Raw genomic sequence first — 16919 nt, forward strand, 5'->3', positions numbered from 1 at the left:
GCGGACTCAGCGTCTGTTGTTTTGGGAGAAGCCCGCGTTTGTGAGGCGGGCCGGCCAGGGCTTATGAGGCGTTGTCAAAAGGCATGGCGGCCTGGCGCAGGTCTTGCCGTGTTTCCACCAGGATCAGCGGGCCTTCGTCCAGCACGGGCAAGGGCGCGCGTTCGCGCGGCGTGCGCTGCGGCGGCGGCTCGGCGGCGATGGCCTGCTGGGTGGCGGCGACGCGGTCGGGGTCAGATTGCACCCATTGCAGGCCCGCGCTTTCAATCAGCCCGGATAGCTGGGCGACGGGCAGGTCGTAGGGCTGCGCTGCTTCGGGTTTGGCGCGGGCCGGGGGCGCTTTTTCAGGCGCGGCCTGGTCAGCTGGCGCTGCGGGGGCAGGCTCTGGTGCGGCGGCTGGCGCGGCTTCGGCGCTGGCAGTCGGCGCGCTGGCGGCTGCCGGGGCTGCGCCACGGCTGAAGTAGGAGGCGGGCACGGCTTCTTCCAAAGCGGCATCGGCGCTGGCGGTGCTGCCGCCTTCATGGGCGCTTTCGCTGGTGTTGTCGGCGCTTTCGCTGTTGCGGCGGCGGTCGCGGCCATAGCGGTCGCGGGCGCGGCGTTCACGGCGCTCGCCTTGGGGGGCGCTTTCTGCCGTGTTTTCTGCCGTGTTTTCTGGCGTGCTTTCGCCTTCGGCAAGAGCGGCGCTCTGGCTTGCGGCGTCAGCCTGGGCGGCTGGCGGCTGGCGGGTGTCGCTTTCGGCGGCTGCGGCTTGTGCGCGTGGCTTGCGAGGCTCGCTACGGCCGTTTTCGCTGCGGCGGGGTTCGGCGCTGGTTTCGATGGGCGCGGCTACGGGCGCGTTGCCTGCCGTATCGGCTGCATCAGCGGGCAGCGGGTCGCGGCGGGGGCGGTCGGAGCGGTCGGGCCGGTCTTGCCGTTCGGCGCGCGGCGGGCGACTGCGTTCGCCGCCTTCACGGCTGGCGCGGTTTTCGCGGCTTTCCCGGCCTTCGCGGCTGTCACGGTTTTCGCTGCCTGGGCCGTTGTCGCGCGGCGGGCGGCGCGTGTCGCTGTCGGCGGGGCGATCGTTGCGTTCGGCGTTGCGTTCTGCGGTGCGCTCGTCTCGGTTGTCGCGGCGCTGGCCGTTGCGGTTGCGGCTGTTGCGGTTGTTGTCGCGGCGCTGGCCGTTGCGGCTCGCTTCGCGGGGCTTGCCAGCGGGGTCAGCCGCCGGGGCGGGGGCGGCCGGGTGGCCGCCAAAGAGGTTTTGCAGCCAGAGCTTGAGCCAGGCCATGAAGCTGGCGGGCTGGCCGCCGGGGTAGGCCGGATGGCCGCCGGGCATGGGGCGCGCAGCGGGCTGCGCCGCTGGCGGCGCGATGGGCGCGGGCGCGTCGTGCAGCACGCCCTTGATGACGGGCTGCTGGCGGTTGGTCGGCTCCTGGCTGCGGCGGGTGACGACGGTGGGGTCTTCAAACGTTTCGGCCAGTTTGTAGCTGGAGGCCAGGGCGTCAAGGCGCGGGTCGTCGTGCTTGAGGCGCTCGAGCTTGTAGTGGGGCGTTTCCAGCGTTTTGTTGGGCACAAGGACGACGGCCACGCGCTGGCGCAGCTCGATCTTGGCGACTTCGGCGCGCTTTTCGTTGAGCAGGAAGCTGGCCACTTCCACCGGCACTTGCACGTGCACGGCGGCGGTGTTGTCCTTCATGGACTCTTCCTGGATGACGCGCAGGATTTGCAGCGCGCTCGATTCGGTGTCGCGCACGTGGCCGGAGCCGCCGCAGCGCGGGCAGGGAATGGATGCGCCTTCGGAGAGGGCGGGCTTGAGGCGCTGGCGGCTCATTTCCAGCAGGCCGAATTTGCTGATGGAGCCAAATTGCACGCGGGCGCGGTCCTGGCGCAGGGCTTCGCGCAGGCGGTTTTCCACTTCGCGGCGGTTTTTGCTTTCCTCCATGTCGATGAAGTCGATGACGATGAGGCCGCCCAAATCGCGCAGGCGCATCTGGCGGGCCACTTCGTCTGCGGCTTCGAGGTTGGTGCGGGTGGCGGTTTCTTCGATGTCGCCGCCCTTGATAGCGCGGGCGGAGTTCACGTCCACCGCCACGAGGGCTTCGGTGTGGTCGATGACGATGGCGCCGCCCGAGGGCAGCTGCACGGTGCGGCTGTAGGCGCTTTCCACCTGGTGCTCGATCTGGAAGCGCGAAAACAGCGGCGCAGCGTCGCGGTAGCGCTTGACGCGGCTGGCGTGCTCGGGCATCACGTGGCTCATGAACTGCTGGGCCTGCTCGAACATGTCGTCGGTGTCGATCAGGATTTCGCCAATGTCGCTGCTGAAGTAGTCGCGCATGGAGCGGATGACCAGGCTGCTTTCGGGGTAGATCAGCATGGCGCCCTTGCCGCCTTTGGCCGCGTCGTCAATGGCGCCCCAGAGCTTGAGCAGGTAGTTCAGGTCCCATTGCAGGTCGGTCGCGCTGCGGCCTATGCCGGCGGTGCGGGCGATGATGGACATGCCCTTGGGGTATTCGAGCTGGTCCATCGCCTCTTTCAGCTCGGCGCGCTCGTCGCCTTCGATGCGGCGCGAAACGCCGCCGCCGCGCGCGTTGTTGGGCATGAGCACCACGTAGCGCCCGGCCAGGCTGATGAAGGTGGTGAGCGCCGCGCCCTTGTTGCCGCGCTCTTCTTTTTCCACCTGCACCAGCAGCTCCTGGCCTTCCTTGATGACGTCGCTGATGCGCGCCTGCGAAACGGGCACGCCCTCGGCGAAGTACTGGCGCGAGATTTCCTTGAAAGGCAGAAAGCCGTGGCGCTCCTCGCCGTAGTCCACAAAGCACGCCTCCAGCGATGGCTCCACGCGCGTGACCACGGCTTTGTAAATGTTGCCCTTGCGCTGCTCGCGCCCCTCGACTTCGACTTCGTAGTCAAGCAGTTTTTGTCCATCGACGATCGCCAGGCGGCACTCTTCGGCCTGCGTGGCATTGATCAGCATCCGTTTCATGATGCGCTGTCCTTTGTCTCTTGCAAATCAAAACAGGCCCGCCAGGGGGCCGCACCTCATGCCGCAGCAGGAGCGCGAAGCGAAACAAAGGAAAGGGAAACGGGCGCGCGCCAGTCAGCCGTTCACCCCAGGCGGGGCATGGCGGGGCGCATCAGGCGCCACGGCGGCGCGTGCGGGCAGGCGCAAAACAGGCCGTGGGCCAGCCCGCTGCCTGCCGGGGCCGCCGCAGCGGGTGCGGCGGGCGCGGCAGAAGGCGGAAAGAGGCCGCCAAACGCTGGCGCGGCGGCTTGACGCCCGCGCCAGAGTGAAGCCAGCCAAACCCACAAAAAAAGCATTGCCTGTCCAGAAAAGACCGGCAGGCATTGCAAAGGGGCCTGCCGGAAGAAAAATCCGTTTCAGTGTCCGAGTGTTTCGATCCGGCCTGCCGCCACCGCCGGGGGCCGCAAGCGGCAGCCGGGCGCGTGGCGCGTGGCATGAACCTTGCCCGCGCGGCGCCTGTTTCACGAAGTTGCCGGGCTGTATGAATCAGCAGGTTTCAGGCTATGGGCGCGGACAGGCGCGGATTATAGGCGCGGGGCCTGCCGCGCCGTCTGGGGCATGGCACTGCGTTTGTACAATCCGCCGCGCTTTTCAGGCGGCCCGGCCAAGGCGCAAGAAGGCGGCAAATTCAGCTCCTTGTTTCATAGCATGATGTCCCCGTGTTTCGTGCGCTGAGCGCTTTTTTGATGGCCTGGATTTGCTCCTTTTTCTGGATGCAAAACCAGACAGGCCGCGCGCCCATCGCTTTTGCCCGTTTTCTGCCTCCGCCTGAAAATGCCGACTCCATTCATCCGTTTTTTCACTTATTGCAGGCGCGCCCCGCGTGCATCGTGCCGTGCTTCGCGCTGATGGCCGCCGCCCCATCCATGCCAGCTTCCATGCCTGCCCGCGCGCCCCTGGCGCTGGCCTGCGCCAGCCAGGCCAGCTCCTTGTCCGTGGACGCCGAAAGCGCCGGCCAGCGGCTGGACAACTTTCTCATGCGGCATCTCAAGGGCGTGCCCAAAACACATGTCTACCGCATCATCCGCAGCGGCGAAGTGCGCGTGAACAAGGCGCGCGCCAGCGCCGACACGCGCCTGCAAGCGGGCGACGCCGTGCGCGTGCCGCCCATCCGCATTGCCGCCAAGCCCCAGCCGGCGGCTCCCGCGCGCGAATTTGCCGTGCTGATGGAAGACGAGCACCTCATCGCCATTGACAAACCCGCTGGCGTGGCCGTGCATGGCGGCTCCGGCGTGAGCTTTGGCGTCATCGAGCAGCTGCGCCGCGCCCGTCCGCAAGCCCGCTATCTGGAGCTGGTGCACCGGCTGGACCGCGAAACCAGCGGCATCCTGCTCATCGCCAAAAAACGCAGCGCCCTCAAGCAGTTGCAAGACCAGTTCCGCGACCGCGCCACCGGCAAAACCTATCTCGCGCTGGCGCTGGGCGCATGGCCTGCCGGGCGCAAAGTGATTGACGCGCCGCTGCGCAAGCTCATCGTGCCCGCTGGCGCGGCTGGCGAAGGCGAGCGCCGCGTGCAAATTGCCAGCCGTGACGACCCCCAGGGCCTGCGCGCCATCACCCTTGTGCGCGTGCAGCAGCGCCTGCCCGCTTTTGCGCCCGGCCTGCCCGAAGGCAGCCTGCTGGAAGTCACCATCAAAACCGGCCGCACCCACCAAATCCGCGTGCACCTGGCCAGCAGCGGCCACCCCATTGCGGGTGACGACAAATACGGCGACTTCGCCCTGAACCGCGCCCTGCAAAAGCACGGCCTCAAACGCATGTTCCTGCACGCCTGGCGCCTGCGCTTTGCGCACCCGGCCACCGGCCAGGCCATTGAGCTGCAAGCCGCGCTGCCGCCGGATCTGGCGTCATTCATCCGCCAGCCTTAGGCGCTTCTAAAAACATAGCATGAGGTCCTAGTGGAACGGGCGCGAAGCGGTATTCCGCCCCCCCTGAATCTGCTCCTGTTTTTGGCTTCCTAAAGCGTATGGAGCAACTGATGAGTGCCCGCGTCCGCAATGCGCACGCCTTCAGTGCACGCCTTCAAATCCGCTTGCAAGCCAGCCGCTGAAGGCTGCATCGGCGCCCGCTTGCCGCCCGCCCTTTCTGGTCTTGGCTGCCCTGGCCGCCAGCGGACCAATGCGCTCATTCGCATACATTTCAAAAATGCCTGCACTTTCAACGCCAGGAAGGCCATTGATTCATGAAAGATATTGAACAGCTTTACACCCTGTGGGATGAATTTTTGAAGGAATGGCCCGCCCAGCGCCTGCGTACGATGACGCTGGATGAATACACCCAGGCTGGCTCAAAAGATACTTTTACCTACTGGCTTGAATGGCGGCTTCGTGATCTGGGCAGCATCCGGGGCATATGGGCCTCGAAATTTGGCATTTTTTCGCGCGCAAACGATGAGCCAAAAGAAAGTCATGGCAGGTTGCGCTATTGCGACTCGCATGCCTGGTATTCGGCTCTGGGCGCAACGGCTGAAGAAGCTTTTGAAAAGGTGCGCGATTACGTGATTCAGATTGCGGAACTGGCCTCGCAAGGAGATGTGGACAGCATTGGGGCGCTCAGTTTCAAAGACAGCGAAGGGCGCAGCCTACGAATCAAAGAGGCCGAAGGCGAAGCATTCAGATGGAAAGTCGCCTTTCACTATCAAAACCGGCAAAACCCGGTGATCGTGGACGTTTTCAAGCCTGCGCTTTTGGCCGCATACACGGGCCGCGACGCTAGCGAAAGCATGACCGCCTTGCAGAAAGCCGCCATTGCAAAACGCCCGGCGGGCATGGGTATTCTGGAATATGGGCGGCAGATAGGGATGACGCAGCAGCAAAAAAATGGCGGCGCTGCGCCGCCGCCCGCGCCTTGCACCAATCTCATTTATTACGGCCCGCCTGGCACGGGAAAGACCCATAAGTTAAACGAAATTCTTGAACATGAATATGCTCAAACGAATGTTTCTCCGGAAGAATGGCGTAATCGATTCATCGCCGAAAAGATTACAACCTTGAAATGGTGGGAAAGCGCGGCCGCCGTGTTGTATGACTTGGGCGGAGAAGCCGATGTCACGCAAATGACCCGCCATCCATTTATCCAGGCCATTGCAAAGACCAAAAGCATCCAAAATTTGCGGGCCACCTTGTGGGGCGCTTTACAGCACCACGCAATCGAAGGTTCCATTGTGGCAACACAAAACCGTGCGGCCCCTGCCGTGTTCGATAAGAACGCCAGTTCGGTATGGAAATTGGCGGGGGACTGGGAAGATGCCTGCGCTGATTTGATTGCGCTTGTTGATGAGTTCAAGCGTGGGCCGCAAGAAGCCAGCGTCATTCAGCGCTACCGCTTTGTCACCTTCCATCAGTCCTATGGCTATGAGGAATTTGTCGAGGGATTGCGCCCTGTATTGAATGATGAAACGGCCCAGGGAGAAGTGGCCTATGAAATTCGCCCGGGCGTATTCAAGCAACTGTGCGATGAGGCAAGGCAGTCGCCCGGCCAGCGGTTTGCGATGGTGATTGACGAAATCAACCGGGGCAATATCAGCAAGATTTTTGGCGAGCTGATCACGCTGATTGAAGCGGACAAGCGCGATCCGCTGAATGGAGAAAAACCGCCCATCGAAGTGGTTCTGCCGTATTCCGGCGAAAAATTCTCCGTGCCGGCCAATGTGGATATCTATGGCACGATGAACACGGCCGACCGCTCGCTGGCCTTGCTGGATATGGCCTTGCGCCGCCGGTTTGAGTTCAGGCCCTTGCTGCCGGATGGCGCACTGCTGGGGAAGGTGGTTTTTGAAAACAAGGAAATCAACCTGTGCCAAATGCTGGAAAAAATGAACGCGCGCATTGAGGCGCTGTATGACCGCGACCACTGCATCGGCCATGCCTATCTGATGGGTGTAAAACATTTTGACGATTTGAAAAATGTTTTCCGCCATCGCATCATTGCGCTGCTGGAAGAGTATTTTTTCGATGACTGGCAAAAGATTCGCCTGGTGCTGGGCGATAACCAGAAAGAGAAGGCGCATCAGTTCATGACTGAAAGTGAGACGGACCTGAATGCCTTGTTTGGTGAAAACCATGAGCTTGAAAACCACGCCCTCAAGCGCCATTACGTATTGCAGGAAAAGGCGTTTTCCGAACCTGACGCTTATATCGGTATTTATCAGTCTTTCTCTTCCAACTGACAGGCGGCAGGCGCGCGGATGGCTGGCATCACGATTTACGAATTCGACGCGCTGACGGCATGCCCGCCGTCCGCACCCAACGCCAGCGGGCTGCGCGCAGTGCCGAAGCCGGTTTTCGATTGGCTGGAGGCCCAGGCGCTGGCGGGCGGCACGGCCTGGCTGCGCCTGATGCAAAAAGGCGGCCGCCGCGCCGTGCAGGCGCTTGGAGGATATGCCGGGGTGATTCGCGCGCCGGGCGGCTATCAGATTGAAGTGCTGCCAAAGATTGGCAGGGCCACAAGCGGCGATCAGGCTGATGCCCGGACGCGGCAGCTTTTCATCAGGATGCTGTGCTGCCTGGCGCGGTTTCGCCACATTCAAACCGAAAGCGCTTGCCTGAAGGCCGCGCGCATGCCCCTGCTGGAGGTGTTCATCGGCGAATTCCTGCGCGCCGCAGAGCGCGTTGTCAAACGCGGCCTGCGTGGCGACTACGTTGCGCGGCGCGGCAATGTGTTCGCACTGCGCGGCAAGCTGCAAATGGCCGCGCATCTGCGGCGGAACCTGTGCCAGCGCGACCGCTTTTTTTGCGAGTTCGACGAGTTTTCAAGCGATCGCCCCGAAAACCGCCTGCTGCACTCTGCGCTGCGGCGGACTCTTTCGTGGACAGCCTGGCCCGCGCACCAGCAACTGGCGCGCGAACTGTGCTTCGTGTTCGCTCAAATTCCGCAGTCAGCGCAACCCGCGCAGGATTTCCGTCGGACGCGGCTGGACCGCAGCATGGCGCATTACGCCAGCGCGCTGGCGTGGGCGCGTCTGATCTTGCAAAACGAATCGCCCCTTACCGGCGCGGGCGGGCATGACGCGCCCTCGCTGCTGTTTCCGATGGCGGAAATATTTGAAGCCTGCGTGGCCAGGCATCTGAAGCGGCAGCTCGCGCCGCCTTTGACCCTGCGCGTGCAAGCTGGCAGCCATTCGCTGGTCAGGCACAGGGAGCAAGGCTGGTTTCGCCTGAAGCCTGATTTGCTGGTTCAGCAATCAGGAGAAAACCGTCTGGTGCTGGACACAAAGTGGAAGCTGCTTGACAACGCACGCGGCAACAGCGAAGACAAGTACGGACTGAGCCAGGCAGACTTCTATCAGCTGCACGCCTACGGCCAGACTTATCTCAAAGGGCAAGGCGACATGGCGCTGATTTACCCAAAAACGGATGCTTTCAGGCAGGCGCTGCCTGTTTTCGAGTTTCAGCCGCCTGGCTTGCGCCTGTGGGTTCTGCCGTTCTGCCTGGAGCATCAACAGCTCATCCTTCCGGATTGCGGCAGCCTTGATTGCTTCTGGAGCCGCAGCGCGCCATTTCAATTCAGCCCAAAACCAGCGCCAGCCCTCTGAATACGGGCGCGGGCAGCTATCAAGGCAATAGCAACGCACCGTTGCCCACGCCAACGCGCCGCGCGGGCAGCCCGGGCGCTATACGATGCCTAGTTTTGCCCGCCTTGCCGCCAGCCATGCCGCCCGCCACGCCAGACTCCACGCCTGTTTCCGCATCAACCGCCGCCCCGGAAGGCCGCTTCGTCACCTTCCCTGATTCGCCCTTTCAGCTTTGGCAGCCCTACCCGCCAGCGGGCGACCAGCCCACGGCCATTGCGCAGCTGGTGGAAGGCGTGCGCGATGGCGAGGTGTTTCAGACCCTGCTGGGCGTGACCGGCTCGGGCAAAACCTTCACCATGGCCAATGTGATTGCGCGGCTGGGGCGGCCGGCCATTGTGTTTGCGCCCAACAAAACGCTGGCGGCGCAGCTCTACAGTGAATTCCGCGAGTTTTTCCCGAAAAACGCGGTGGAATATTTCGTGAGTTATTACGATTACTACCAGCCGGAAGCTTATGTGCCGCAGCGCGATTTGTTCATTGAAAAAGACAGTGCCATTAACGACCATATCGAGCAAATGCGCCTTTCGGCCACCAAAAGCGTGCTGGAGCGGCGCGATGTGGTGATTGTGGCCACGGTTTCGGCCATTTACGGCATTGGCGCGCCCGATGATTATTTGCAAATGCGCATGATCTTGAAGGTGGGCGGCAAGCAGGGCCAGCGCGAGGCCATTGCGCAGCTGGTGCGCATGCAATACCAGCGCAGTGAAATGGATTTTTCGCGCGGCACCTTCCGCGTGCGCGGCGACACGATAGACGTGTTCCCCTCCGAGCATTCGGAACTGGCCGTGCGCTTTGAGCTGTTTGACGACGAAATTGAAAGCATCGCCCTGTTTGACCCGCTCACGGGCCGCATTCAGCAAAACGTGCCGCGTTTCGTGATTTACCCCTCCAGCCATTACGTCACCCCGCGCGAAAAAACGCTGGCGGCGGTAGAAACCATCAAGCAGGAACTCAATGAACGCCTGAAATTCTTCACCGCCGAAGGCAAGCTGGTGGAAGCGCAGCGGCTGGAGCAGCGCACCCGCTTTGACCTGGAAATGCTCACCGAGCTGGGCCACTGCAAGGGCATTGAAAACTACACGCGGCACCTGTCGGGCGCGCGGCCGGGCGATCCGCCCCCCACGCTCACCGACTACCTGCCGCGCGACGCCATCATGTTTCTGGACGAAAGCCACCAGATGATCGGCCAGCTCAACGCCATGTACAACGGCGACCGCGCCCGCAAAACCACGCTGGTGGAATACGGCTTTCGCCTGCCCAGCGCGCTGGACAACCGGCCCCTGAAATTCGCCGAATTCGAGCAGCGCATGCGCCAGGTCATCTTCGTGAGCGCCACCCCGGCGGATTACGAAAAAGAGCACGCCGGACAAGTGGTGGAACAAGTGGTGCGCCCCACGGGGCTGCTCGACCCCGAAGTGCAAGTGCGCCCCGCCACGCACCAAGTGGACGATGTGTTGCAGGAAATCCGCCAGCGCGTGCAACAAGGCGAGCGCGTGCTGATTACCACGCTCACCAAACGCATGGCCGAGCAGCTCACCGAATACCTGAATGAAAACGGCGTGAAAGTGCGCTACCTGCACAGCGATGTGGACACCGTCGAGCGCGTGGAAATCATTCGTGATTTGCGCCTGGGCGCGTTTGACGTGCTGGTGGGCATCAACCTGCTGCGCGAAGGGCTGGACATACCGGAAGTCTCGCTCGTGGCCATTCTGGACGCCGACAAGGAAGGCTTTCTGCGCGCCGAACGCAGCCTCATCCAGACCATCGGGCGCGCCGCGCGCAACGCGCACGGCACGGCCATTTTGTATGCCGACCACGTCACCGAATCCATGAAAAAGGCGATTGACGAAACCCGCCGCCGCCGCGACAAGCAAATGGCCTACAACCAGGCGCACGGCATCACCCCGCGCGGCATCGTCAAAAAAGTGCGCGACCTCATCGACGGCGTGTATTCCGAAAAATCAGACCGTCAGGCCCAGCAGGCCCGCGAGCGCGCCGCCGCCCGCCGCGAGGTCGAGGAAATGAGCGAAAAAGACCTGGCCCGCGAAATCAAGCGCCTGGAAAAACAAATGCTGGAACACGCCCGCAATCTGGAATTCGAGCAGGCCGCCCAGGCGCGCGACCAGCTCGCCCTGCTCAAAACTCGCGTGCTGGGCGCAGCGGGGTAAGGCGCGGCCTCTCCCGCTCTCGGCCCGCTGCCACGCTTCAAATCCCTCGCTTGCGCAAGCATCAGCGCAAGCCTGGCCCGCTTCATCCAATCAACAAGCGTGCCTGCCTGCACAGCGCCGCCAGCGCGCGCCCATACACCCTAAATGCGACAGGGTATGTCGGAGTGAATCTGTAATAATTGGAATGTTTCATTCTGTTTTTGCCACCCGGAAGCCAAGCGCCATGAACCCCTCCTTCTCCATCGAAGACGTGCAGGCCGAAGCCTTGCGGCTGATAGACCTGCAAAGCAGCTTGCTGGAACAAATACGCGACAGCAAAATACTGCAAGCTGATTCTGAAATACAATCGACAATCGACAATCGACGATCGACGATCGACAATCGACAATAAATGAGGGTGAAGCCCCCCGCTTTTTCTCGCCGGCGGAAATAGCGAAAAAACTGGAAATACTGGCCGAAAACCGGCGCAAAACCGAAAAACTTGAAATGGTGCTGGCCGTGGTGGGCACCATGAAAGCCGGCAAATCCACCACCATCAACGCCATCGTGGGCCGCGAAATACTGCCCAACCGCAACCGCCCCATGACGGCGCTGCCCACGCTCATCGAACACGCGCCCGGGCAAAAAACTCCCGTTTTATATTTTGAAAAACGCCAGCCCATTCTGGATCTGCTTGAAAAGCTGGAAGAAAAAGCCCAAAAACTCAAACCTGAATCATTGCAGGAAAGGCTGGAGGGCGACAGCCATTTGCAAGACGCGCTGCAAAAGCTCCATCAAACCCGCAACATTGCCGAAGCGTATCAAGGCGAAGAAGCCATTTTTGACTTTCTGGCCTGGCTCAATGACCTGGTGCGCCTGTCTGCCGCGCTGAAAGTGCCCTTTCCTTTTGAAGCCTATGCCGGCGTGGCCGATTTTCCGCGCATTGAAGTGGAGTTTTTCCACCTGCGCAATCAAAATCAGGCCGGACAAGGCAAATTCATGATTCTGGACACGCCCGGCTTCAATGAAGCCGGGCAACAAGAGCATTTGCTGCCCATGATGCGCGAACAGCTTGAAAAAGCTTCGGCCGTGCTGGCCGTGCTCGATTACACGCAGCTCAAATCCGAATCGGAAAAAGACTTGCGCGATGAGCTGGAGCAAATCGCACGACATGCCCGGGACCGCATGTTCGCGCTTGTCAATAAATTTGACAATCAGGACAGCAACAGCGACAACGCCGAAAAGACGTGCAAATATGTTGCCAAACAACTGCTGCCTCAACTTAATAATTCAGAGAATATTTTTCCCGTTTCATCGCGCAACGCCTATTTGGCCCAGCGCGCCCAATTGGCGCTGACCGAAGGCGGCATTCAATGGCAGGAAGGCCAGCCCGTTAGCTGGATAGATGATTTTGGCAAGAAAGCATTTGGGGAGTTTTGGGAAGACGATATTGCCGATAGCACAAAGGTTCAGAAGCGCGCTGGTTCGATGTGGAAGAAATCCCTGTTTGAGGCACCCCTGCAAAAAGTCATTCAATACGGCCACCAGACGGCTGCCTTGCTGGCCGTGGCCGCTGCCGCAGGCGTGCTGGCCCACAACGCGCAGGAGCTGACACGTTTCATCAAAGGCCGCCTTCAGGCGCAGGATGCCGACCCTGAAAAGCTGCGCGAATTGATCGAAAGCGCCCAGACGCAAATCGAACAGCTCAAAAAGGCGCGCCAAAAAATCAGAAGAAAGCTGCTTGATGAATTCAAAGGCGCCCAGCACGCTATCGAGCGAATCGTGGAGTGCGCAGAGGAAGTGACTAAAAAAAACATTGCCCAGCTTTTGGAGAAGGGAAAGCTGAACATGGCTGAATACACAAGAGACATCGTCCTTCAGATGGCAGAAAGTCAGAAATGGTTTTCCACTAGCAATAAAGACGACACGAAAAGGAGGCTGGATGGGTTGATAGAGCAACTACCAGATGATTATAACACCTATCTCTCCATAATCAAGAGGCTCGAAGATAAAAATAGATTTTCTTCACTCAATGATATGATGGACATTATTGCCGGTCAAATTGAAGAAAAACCACCCACACAAAACCTGCTTGACCGGATAATCGGCACAAAAAGAAAAACAAAACCCACCCAGTTCAGCGGTTTATTTACCACCCTTTTTGATTCAAAGGGTCTCGGCGACACCTATGAGAGCGAGAAAGCTGCCAATGAGGTCATAAATAGAATCGCTGACAGCGCACAACTCATACTGAGGAATACTGGAAATCAAATTGGAGAGCAAACCAAAGCCAAGACAGAAATCCTGGCCGCCCAATTGATTGAATTGCGTGACGAGGTAAAACAACAAATTAACGATTTCTCGGAAGAAGCCAGAAAGATCAATCTAGATGCGCTGGCGTTCAATATACCCTCATATCTGGATGAATGGGCGTTTGATGAACCGGATGAAGTGAATCAGCCCGATCTCATCGAGACGAAAACAAAAACATATACTGTGCGTGTGCGTCAAAACAGCACCTGGGGTGGTTTTAAACGTCTTTTCAACTGGATTGATGAAGGTTGGGGATATGACGATGTAGAGAAAGAGGAAAAATACGCCCGCCTAGATACCGAAGGATTAAGAAACTACTGGAATGGCAAAATCACCCGGGCGCTGCAGAATATGCGCAAACAAGTCCAGGATGATTTCATGCAGCCTCTGGAAAACAGTTTCGACGATTTTTTTGCACAAATTCAGCAATGCTTTGAACAAGTGCAGGACAGCCTGCAAAAAGGGCTGCATGACCAGAAGCGCGAAGAAGAGGAGCGCATGGCGATTCGCGCTGAATTGAAAAACCTTCAGCAGCAGCACGATGGTGGAGAAGAGGACGCCGCCAGTCTGAATCAATGGGCCGCCGTGCAACTGGAAAAACATGCCGCCGCGCTGGCGCGCAAATAAAAGCGCAAATGAAATACCGCAAGGAGAAATGAAAATGACCGATACCGCAATAGCCCATTTCGCCAAGGCGCTGCCCAGCGCCGTCAAAAGCCGCATGCTGATTGACATGGTGAACTGCCTGGACGTGGCCGATGACCATTTGCGCGTGAAAGAGCGGCGCCAGAGTTTTTTCCCGCGCATGTTCGACTTTTTCTCGGGCCAGGGCGGCCGGCGCGACGCCGCCATTGCGCAAAGCCAGCAGACCACGCTGCGCGAGGTGGTGAATGTCACCACGCATTTGGCCCGCGAGTTGAGCGATACCAATCTGGCGCTGGCTGAAGTGGGCGGGCGGCTGGGCGCCGTGGAGCGCTCGCTGGCGCAAGTAGCCCATCTGGCGCTGGATCAGCGCCAGGCGCTGGATGCGCTGGCGAAAACAGTGGAAAGCGAGCGCCTGCGCGTGGACGAGCGGCTGCAAACGCTGGATTTGCGCGTGGCGGCCCATGAGCAGCTGGGCCTGGTATTCAAGCGCTGGGCGGCGGGCGACTTCAGGCATTTGCCGCTGGCTTCGCGCGCCAGCGCGGCCTTGCAGGAGCTGCGCTGGGGCGTGTTTGGCGAGTTTCTGGCGCGGCGCCCGCAAGAGGCGCAAACGCTGCGCGAATCGGCCATCAAGGACACGGCCATCCGCCTTCAGGCAGACATTCGCGAGGAGAACATGGACGCCAACGATCCGCTGGGCCTGCGCGCCTGGCTGGCGCTGCCGGGCGGCGGCACGCAGCAGCCGCCGCAAACGCGCGCTTTTCTGGAAGGGCTGGACTGGCTGGGCGGCAGCGTGGCGCTGGATGGGCCGCAAGGCGTGCTGAAGGTGTGCAGCCAGTGGCCGCTGCTGGAGCGCAAGGAAGACATGGCGCTGCCGCTGAAGATGCCGCGCCTGGCCACGGCCGACCGCATGGCGGCCCTGCTGGCCGATGCGGCGCTGGCCCCGCTGGCGCAACAGCGCGAAGGAGAAGGCGCATGACACACAAGGAACTGACGCAGCAGCCGCAACAGCCGCAAGGCGGCAGCCTGGGCCTGGTGCTTTCGGGCGGCGGGGCCAAGGGGGCCTATCAGGCGGGCGTGCTGCGCGCGCTGACGGAAGAGGGCGTGGCGGCCACGCACGTGGCCGGCGCCAGCATTGGGGCGCTGAACGGGGCGCTGGTGGCGGCCGCGCCCACGCAGCAGGCGGCGGTGGAGCATTTGCAGCAGCTATGGAACACGCTGGCGCAGCAATCGCCCTTGCAGGCCGATGCCTCGGCCGCGCAGCGGCTGGCCCAAAGCGTGCCTGCTTATGTGATGCTGCTGGCTTCTTTCGGCATGACGCCCGCCGCGCTACGGCCGCTGATGGCGCTGCTGGCCGCGCTGGGGCCGCTGGCGCTGAAGGCGGCGCCGGTGGCTAGGCTGGCCGCGCGCCTGCCTTCGCTGCCCGCCGCCTGGCGCGAGGCGCTGCTGTCGCACCTGCCTTTGCTTGAAAAGCTGCTGCCCGGCCCCGATGCGGTGAGCGGCTGGCTAAGCAACCAGCCGGTGAAGGCGCTGCTGGATGAATACCTGCCCGCTGGCGGCCTGCCCGCGCGCGTGCCGCTTTACGTCTCGCTCTATCCCACGGAAGACACGGCGCTGGACTTGATGAAACTGGCGTGCGCGGAAATGGGGCTGTCGCAGACGCCCGATTCGCATTTCGTGCACGTGCAGGCGCTGCCTGCCGACGAGCAGAAAAAGGCGCTCATGGCCTCGGCGGCACTGCCGCTGCTGTTTACGCCGCAGGCCGTGAACGGGCAGCTCTACAGCGACGGCGGCCAGGGCGGCTGGGCCACGCTGCAAGGCAACACGCCCATCGAGCCGCTGCTGCAAGCGGGCTGCCGCGCCGTGGTGGTGACGCACCTTGAAGACGGCTCGCTGTGGAGCCGCCGCAGCTTTGCGCAGCAGGCGGAAATCATTGAAATCCGCCCCAGCGGCATCAGGCGCAAAGGCCGCGTGCGCGACGTGCTGGGCTTTGACAACCGCCTGATTGCCGACTGGATGGAGCAAGGCTGGCAAGACACGCGCGCGTGCCTGGGCCGCATCCGCGACGTGCTGCAAGCCCACGCCGCCCTGCACGCCAGCGCCCGGGCACGCGATGCGGCGCTGGCGCAAGGCGGCCAGCAGCAATTGCACGAAGCCATGCAGCGGCTTCAGGAGCAAACGCGCAAGCCGTGAAAGCCTGCCCAGAGCGCCGCGTCAGGCCCGCCAGCCTGGCGCAGCGCTTTAAAAAAAGGAGCTGATTCATGGGCATGAAAAACGTAGATATCGCCCATTCGGTGCGGACTTCATGCTATGAATAAAGGAGCAAAAAAAGCTCTTTGCTGCCGGGCTGCCAGCGCCCTGCCCTGCATCTGTCTCTGGCGGGGCGGCGGCGGCTTTGATTGCATCTGAATGAAGGAAGCGGCTGCACTTATGCCTCACACATTGCAAGAACTGGAGCAGACGCGCCTGGCGCTGGCGGCGGCTGAAGGGGAAAAGCGCTCCGCTTTCACGCTGCGCATGCGGCGCGCGATCAGCTGGCTGGGGCGCGCGCAGGCGGCGGGCGATGACGACGATGTGGCGTTCATCTGCCTGTGGATTGCCTTCAACTCGGCTTACGCGCAGAAAGACGCCATTGGGATGAATGAAAAGTTCATGCACTCGCAGTTCATTGAAAAGATTTGCGAGCTGGACGGGCAAGGCGAGCTGGCCGCGCTGATTTGGGAGCAATACGCCGGGCCGATTCAGTTGCTGCTGGAAAACCGCTATGTTTTTCAGCCTTTCTGGGATCAGCTCAATGCCCCCACGCTGCAATGCAACTGGAAAAGGCGCTTTGAGCAGGAAGGCCGCCTGGTCAAGCGCGCGATGGCAGCGCGCGAAACGGCCGAGGTGCTGAAAACCGTGCTGGTGCGCCTTTACACCTTGCGCAACCAGCTCATGCACGGCGGCGCGACCTGGGGCAGCTCCATCAACCGGGCGCAGGTGTGCGACGGGCGGGCCATTCTGGGCAGCGTGCTGCCGGTGATGCTGGCGCTGATGATGCGGCAGCCGCAGAGTTTTCAGGCTGCGCCGTTTTATCCGGTGGTCAAGTAGGCAGGCGCTGCAAAGGTCAAGGCGGCGCGAGCAGGCGAGGCCGTCCGTTCGTGGTATCCGTGTTTGCTATCAGCCACCAGGAATCAGCTACCAGATCAATAGCATGAGGTCCTGGTGAAACGGGCGCAAGAGGCCTTTTTAGCCCCTGAAATTTGCTCTT

11 protein-coding genes are annotated in these 16919 nt (G+C 61.3%); 9 read left to right on the plus strand and 2 right to left on the minus strand.

Translation table 11 applies throughout. The annotated features are described in order from the left end of the window. Window positions 1-61: 61 nt before the first annotated feature. Together ADJ79_RS00695 and ADJ79_RS00700 are read right to left on the minus strand one after the other, a co-directional pair. On the minus strand, window positions 62-2956 hold the full coding sequence (locus ADJ79_RS00695; RefSeq protein WP_050714347.1) for an Rne/Rng family ribonuclease: 2895 nt from the start codon (window positions 2954-2956) through the stop codon (window positions 62-64). Between the two features lie 122 nt (window positions 2957-3078). Further along, the gene (locus ADJ79_RS00700; RefSeq protein ID WP_050714348.1) at window positions 3079-3291 is read right to left on the minus strand and encodes a hypothetical protein; all 213 of its coding nucleotides are present in this window, start codon (window positions 3289-3291) and stop codon (window positions 3079-3081) included. Window positions 3292-3873: 582 nt separating this feature from the next. Between ADJ79_RS00700 and ADJ79_RS00705 the strand changes: the two genes are divergently transcribed. The 9 genes from ADJ79_RS00705 (at window position 3874) to ADJ79_RS00745 (ending at window position 16759) form a co-directional block, all read left to right on the plus strand. Further along, the gene (locus tag ADJ79_RS00705; RefSeq protein ID WP_050716311.1) at window positions 3874-4863 is read left to right on the plus strand and encodes an RluA family pseudouridine synthase; all 990 of its coding nucleotides are present in this window, start codon (window positions 3874-3876) and stop codon (window positions 4861-4863) included. Window positions 4864-5177: 314 nt separating this feature from the next. Continuing rightward, on the plus strand, window positions 5178-7163 hold the full coding sequence (locus ADJ79_RS00715; protein ID WP_050714350.1) for an AAA family ATPase: 1986 nt from the start codon (window positions 5178-5180) through the stop codon (window positions 7161-7163). Between the two features lie 18 nt (window positions 7164-7181). Further along, window positions 7182-8528 carry an McrC family protein gene (locus tag ADJ79_RS00720; protein WP_050714351.1) on the plus strand — a complete coding sequence of 449 codons (1347 nt, stop codon included), beginning with the start codon at window positions 7182-7184 and terminating at the stop codon, window positions 8526-8528. Between the two features lie 116 nt (window positions 8529-8644). Further along, the gene (uvrB, locus tag ADJ79_RS00725; protein ID WP_050714352.1) at window positions 8645-10735 is read left to right on the plus strand and encodes an excinuclease ABC subunit UvrB; all 2091 of its coding nucleotides are present in this window, start codon (window positions 8645-8647) and stop codon (window positions 10733-10735) included. Between the two features lie 223 nt (window positions 10736-10958). Further along, entirely contained in the window at window positions 10959-11126 is a 168-nt protein-coding gene (locus ADJ79_RS13675; protein ID WP_156303924.1) for a hypothetical protein, read from the plus strand. A gap of 95 nt (window positions 11127-11221) precedes the next feature. Then, the gene (locus tag ADJ79_RS00730) at window positions 11222-13654 is read left to right on the plus strand and encodes a dynamin family protein (RefSeq protein WP_050714353.1); all 2433 of its coding nucleotides are present in this window, start codon (window positions 11222-11224) and stop codon (window positions 13652-13654) included. A gap of 34 nt (window positions 13655-13688) precedes the next feature. Continuing rightward, a complete protein-coding gene (locus tag ADJ79_RS00735; RefSeq protein WP_172673994.1) occupies window positions 13689-14648 on the plus strand; it encodes a diguanylate cyclase regulator RdcB family protein in 960 nt (319 codons plus the stop codon). After that, on the plus strand, window positions 14645-15862 hold the full coding sequence (locus ADJ79_RS00740) for a patatin-like phospholipase family protein (RefSeq protein ID WP_050714355.1): 1218 nt from the start codon (window positions 14645-14647) through the stop codon (window positions 15860-15862). The genes ADJ79_RS00735 and ADJ79_RS00740 overlap by 4 nt, the downstream gene beginning before the upstream one ends. Window positions 15863-16099: 237 nt before the next feature. Beyond that, the gene (locus tag ADJ79_RS00745; protein ID WP_050714356.1) at window positions 16100-16759 is read left to right on the plus strand and encodes a HEPN domain-containing protein; all 660 of its coding nucleotides are present in this window, start codon (window positions 16100-16102) and stop codon (window positions 16757-16759) included. Window positions 16760-16919: the final 160 nt, after the last annotated feature.

Source organism: Ottowia sp. oral taxon 894 (assembly GCF_001262075.1).
Lineage (GTDB): Bacteria > Pseudomonadota > Gammaproteobacteria > Burkholderiales > Burkholderiaceae_C > Ottowia > Ottowia massiliensis.

Excerpts from the sequence above, each read along its gene's own strand:
- ADJ79_RS00695 (WP_050714347.1), bottom strand. The coding sequence starts at position 2,956 with ATGAAACGGATGCTGATCAATGCCACGCAGGCCGAAGAGTGCCGCCTG.
- ADJ79_RS00700 (WP_050714348.1), bottom strand. The coding sequence starts at position 3,291 with ATGCTTTTTTTGTGGGTTTGGCTGGCTTCACTCTGGCGCGGGCGTCAA.
- ADJ79_RS00705 (WP_050716311.1), top strand. The coding sequence starts at position 3,874 with ATGCCTGCCCGCGCGCCCCTGGCGCTGGCCTGCGCCAGCCAGGCCAGC.
- ADJ79_RS00715 (WP_050714350.1), top strand. The coding sequence starts at position 5,178 with ATGAAAGATATTGAACAGCTTTACACCCTGTGGGATGAATTTTTGAAG.
- ADJ79_RS00720 (WP_050714351.1), top strand. The coding sequence starts at position 7,182 with ATGGCTGGCATCACGATTTACGAATTCGACGCGCTGACGGCATGCCCG.
- uvrB (WP_050714352.1), top strand. The coding sequence starts at position 8,645 with ATGCCGCCCGCCACGCCAGACTCCACGCCTGTTTCCGCATCAACCGCC.
- ADJ79_RS13675 (WP_156303924.1), top strand. The coding sequence starts at position 10,959 with ATGAACCCCTCCTTCTCCATCGAAGACGTGCAGGCCGAAGCCTTGCGG.
- ADJ79_RS00730 (WP_050714353.1), top strand. The coding sequence starts at position 11,222 with ATGGTGCTGGCCGTGGTGGGCACCATGAAAGCCGGCAAATCCACCACC.
- ADJ79_RS00735 (WP_172673994.1), top strand. The coding sequence starts at position 13,689 with ATGACCGATACCGCAATAGCCCATTTCGCCAAGGCGCTGCCCAGCGCC.
- ADJ79_RS00740 (WP_050714355.1), top strand. The coding sequence starts at position 14,645 with ATGACACACAAGGAACTGACGCAGCAGCCGCAACAGCCGCAAGGCGGC.
- ADJ79_RS00745 (WP_050714356.1), top strand. The coding sequence starts at position 16,100 with ATGCCTCACACATTGCAAGAACTGGAGCAGACGCGCCTGGCGCTGGCG.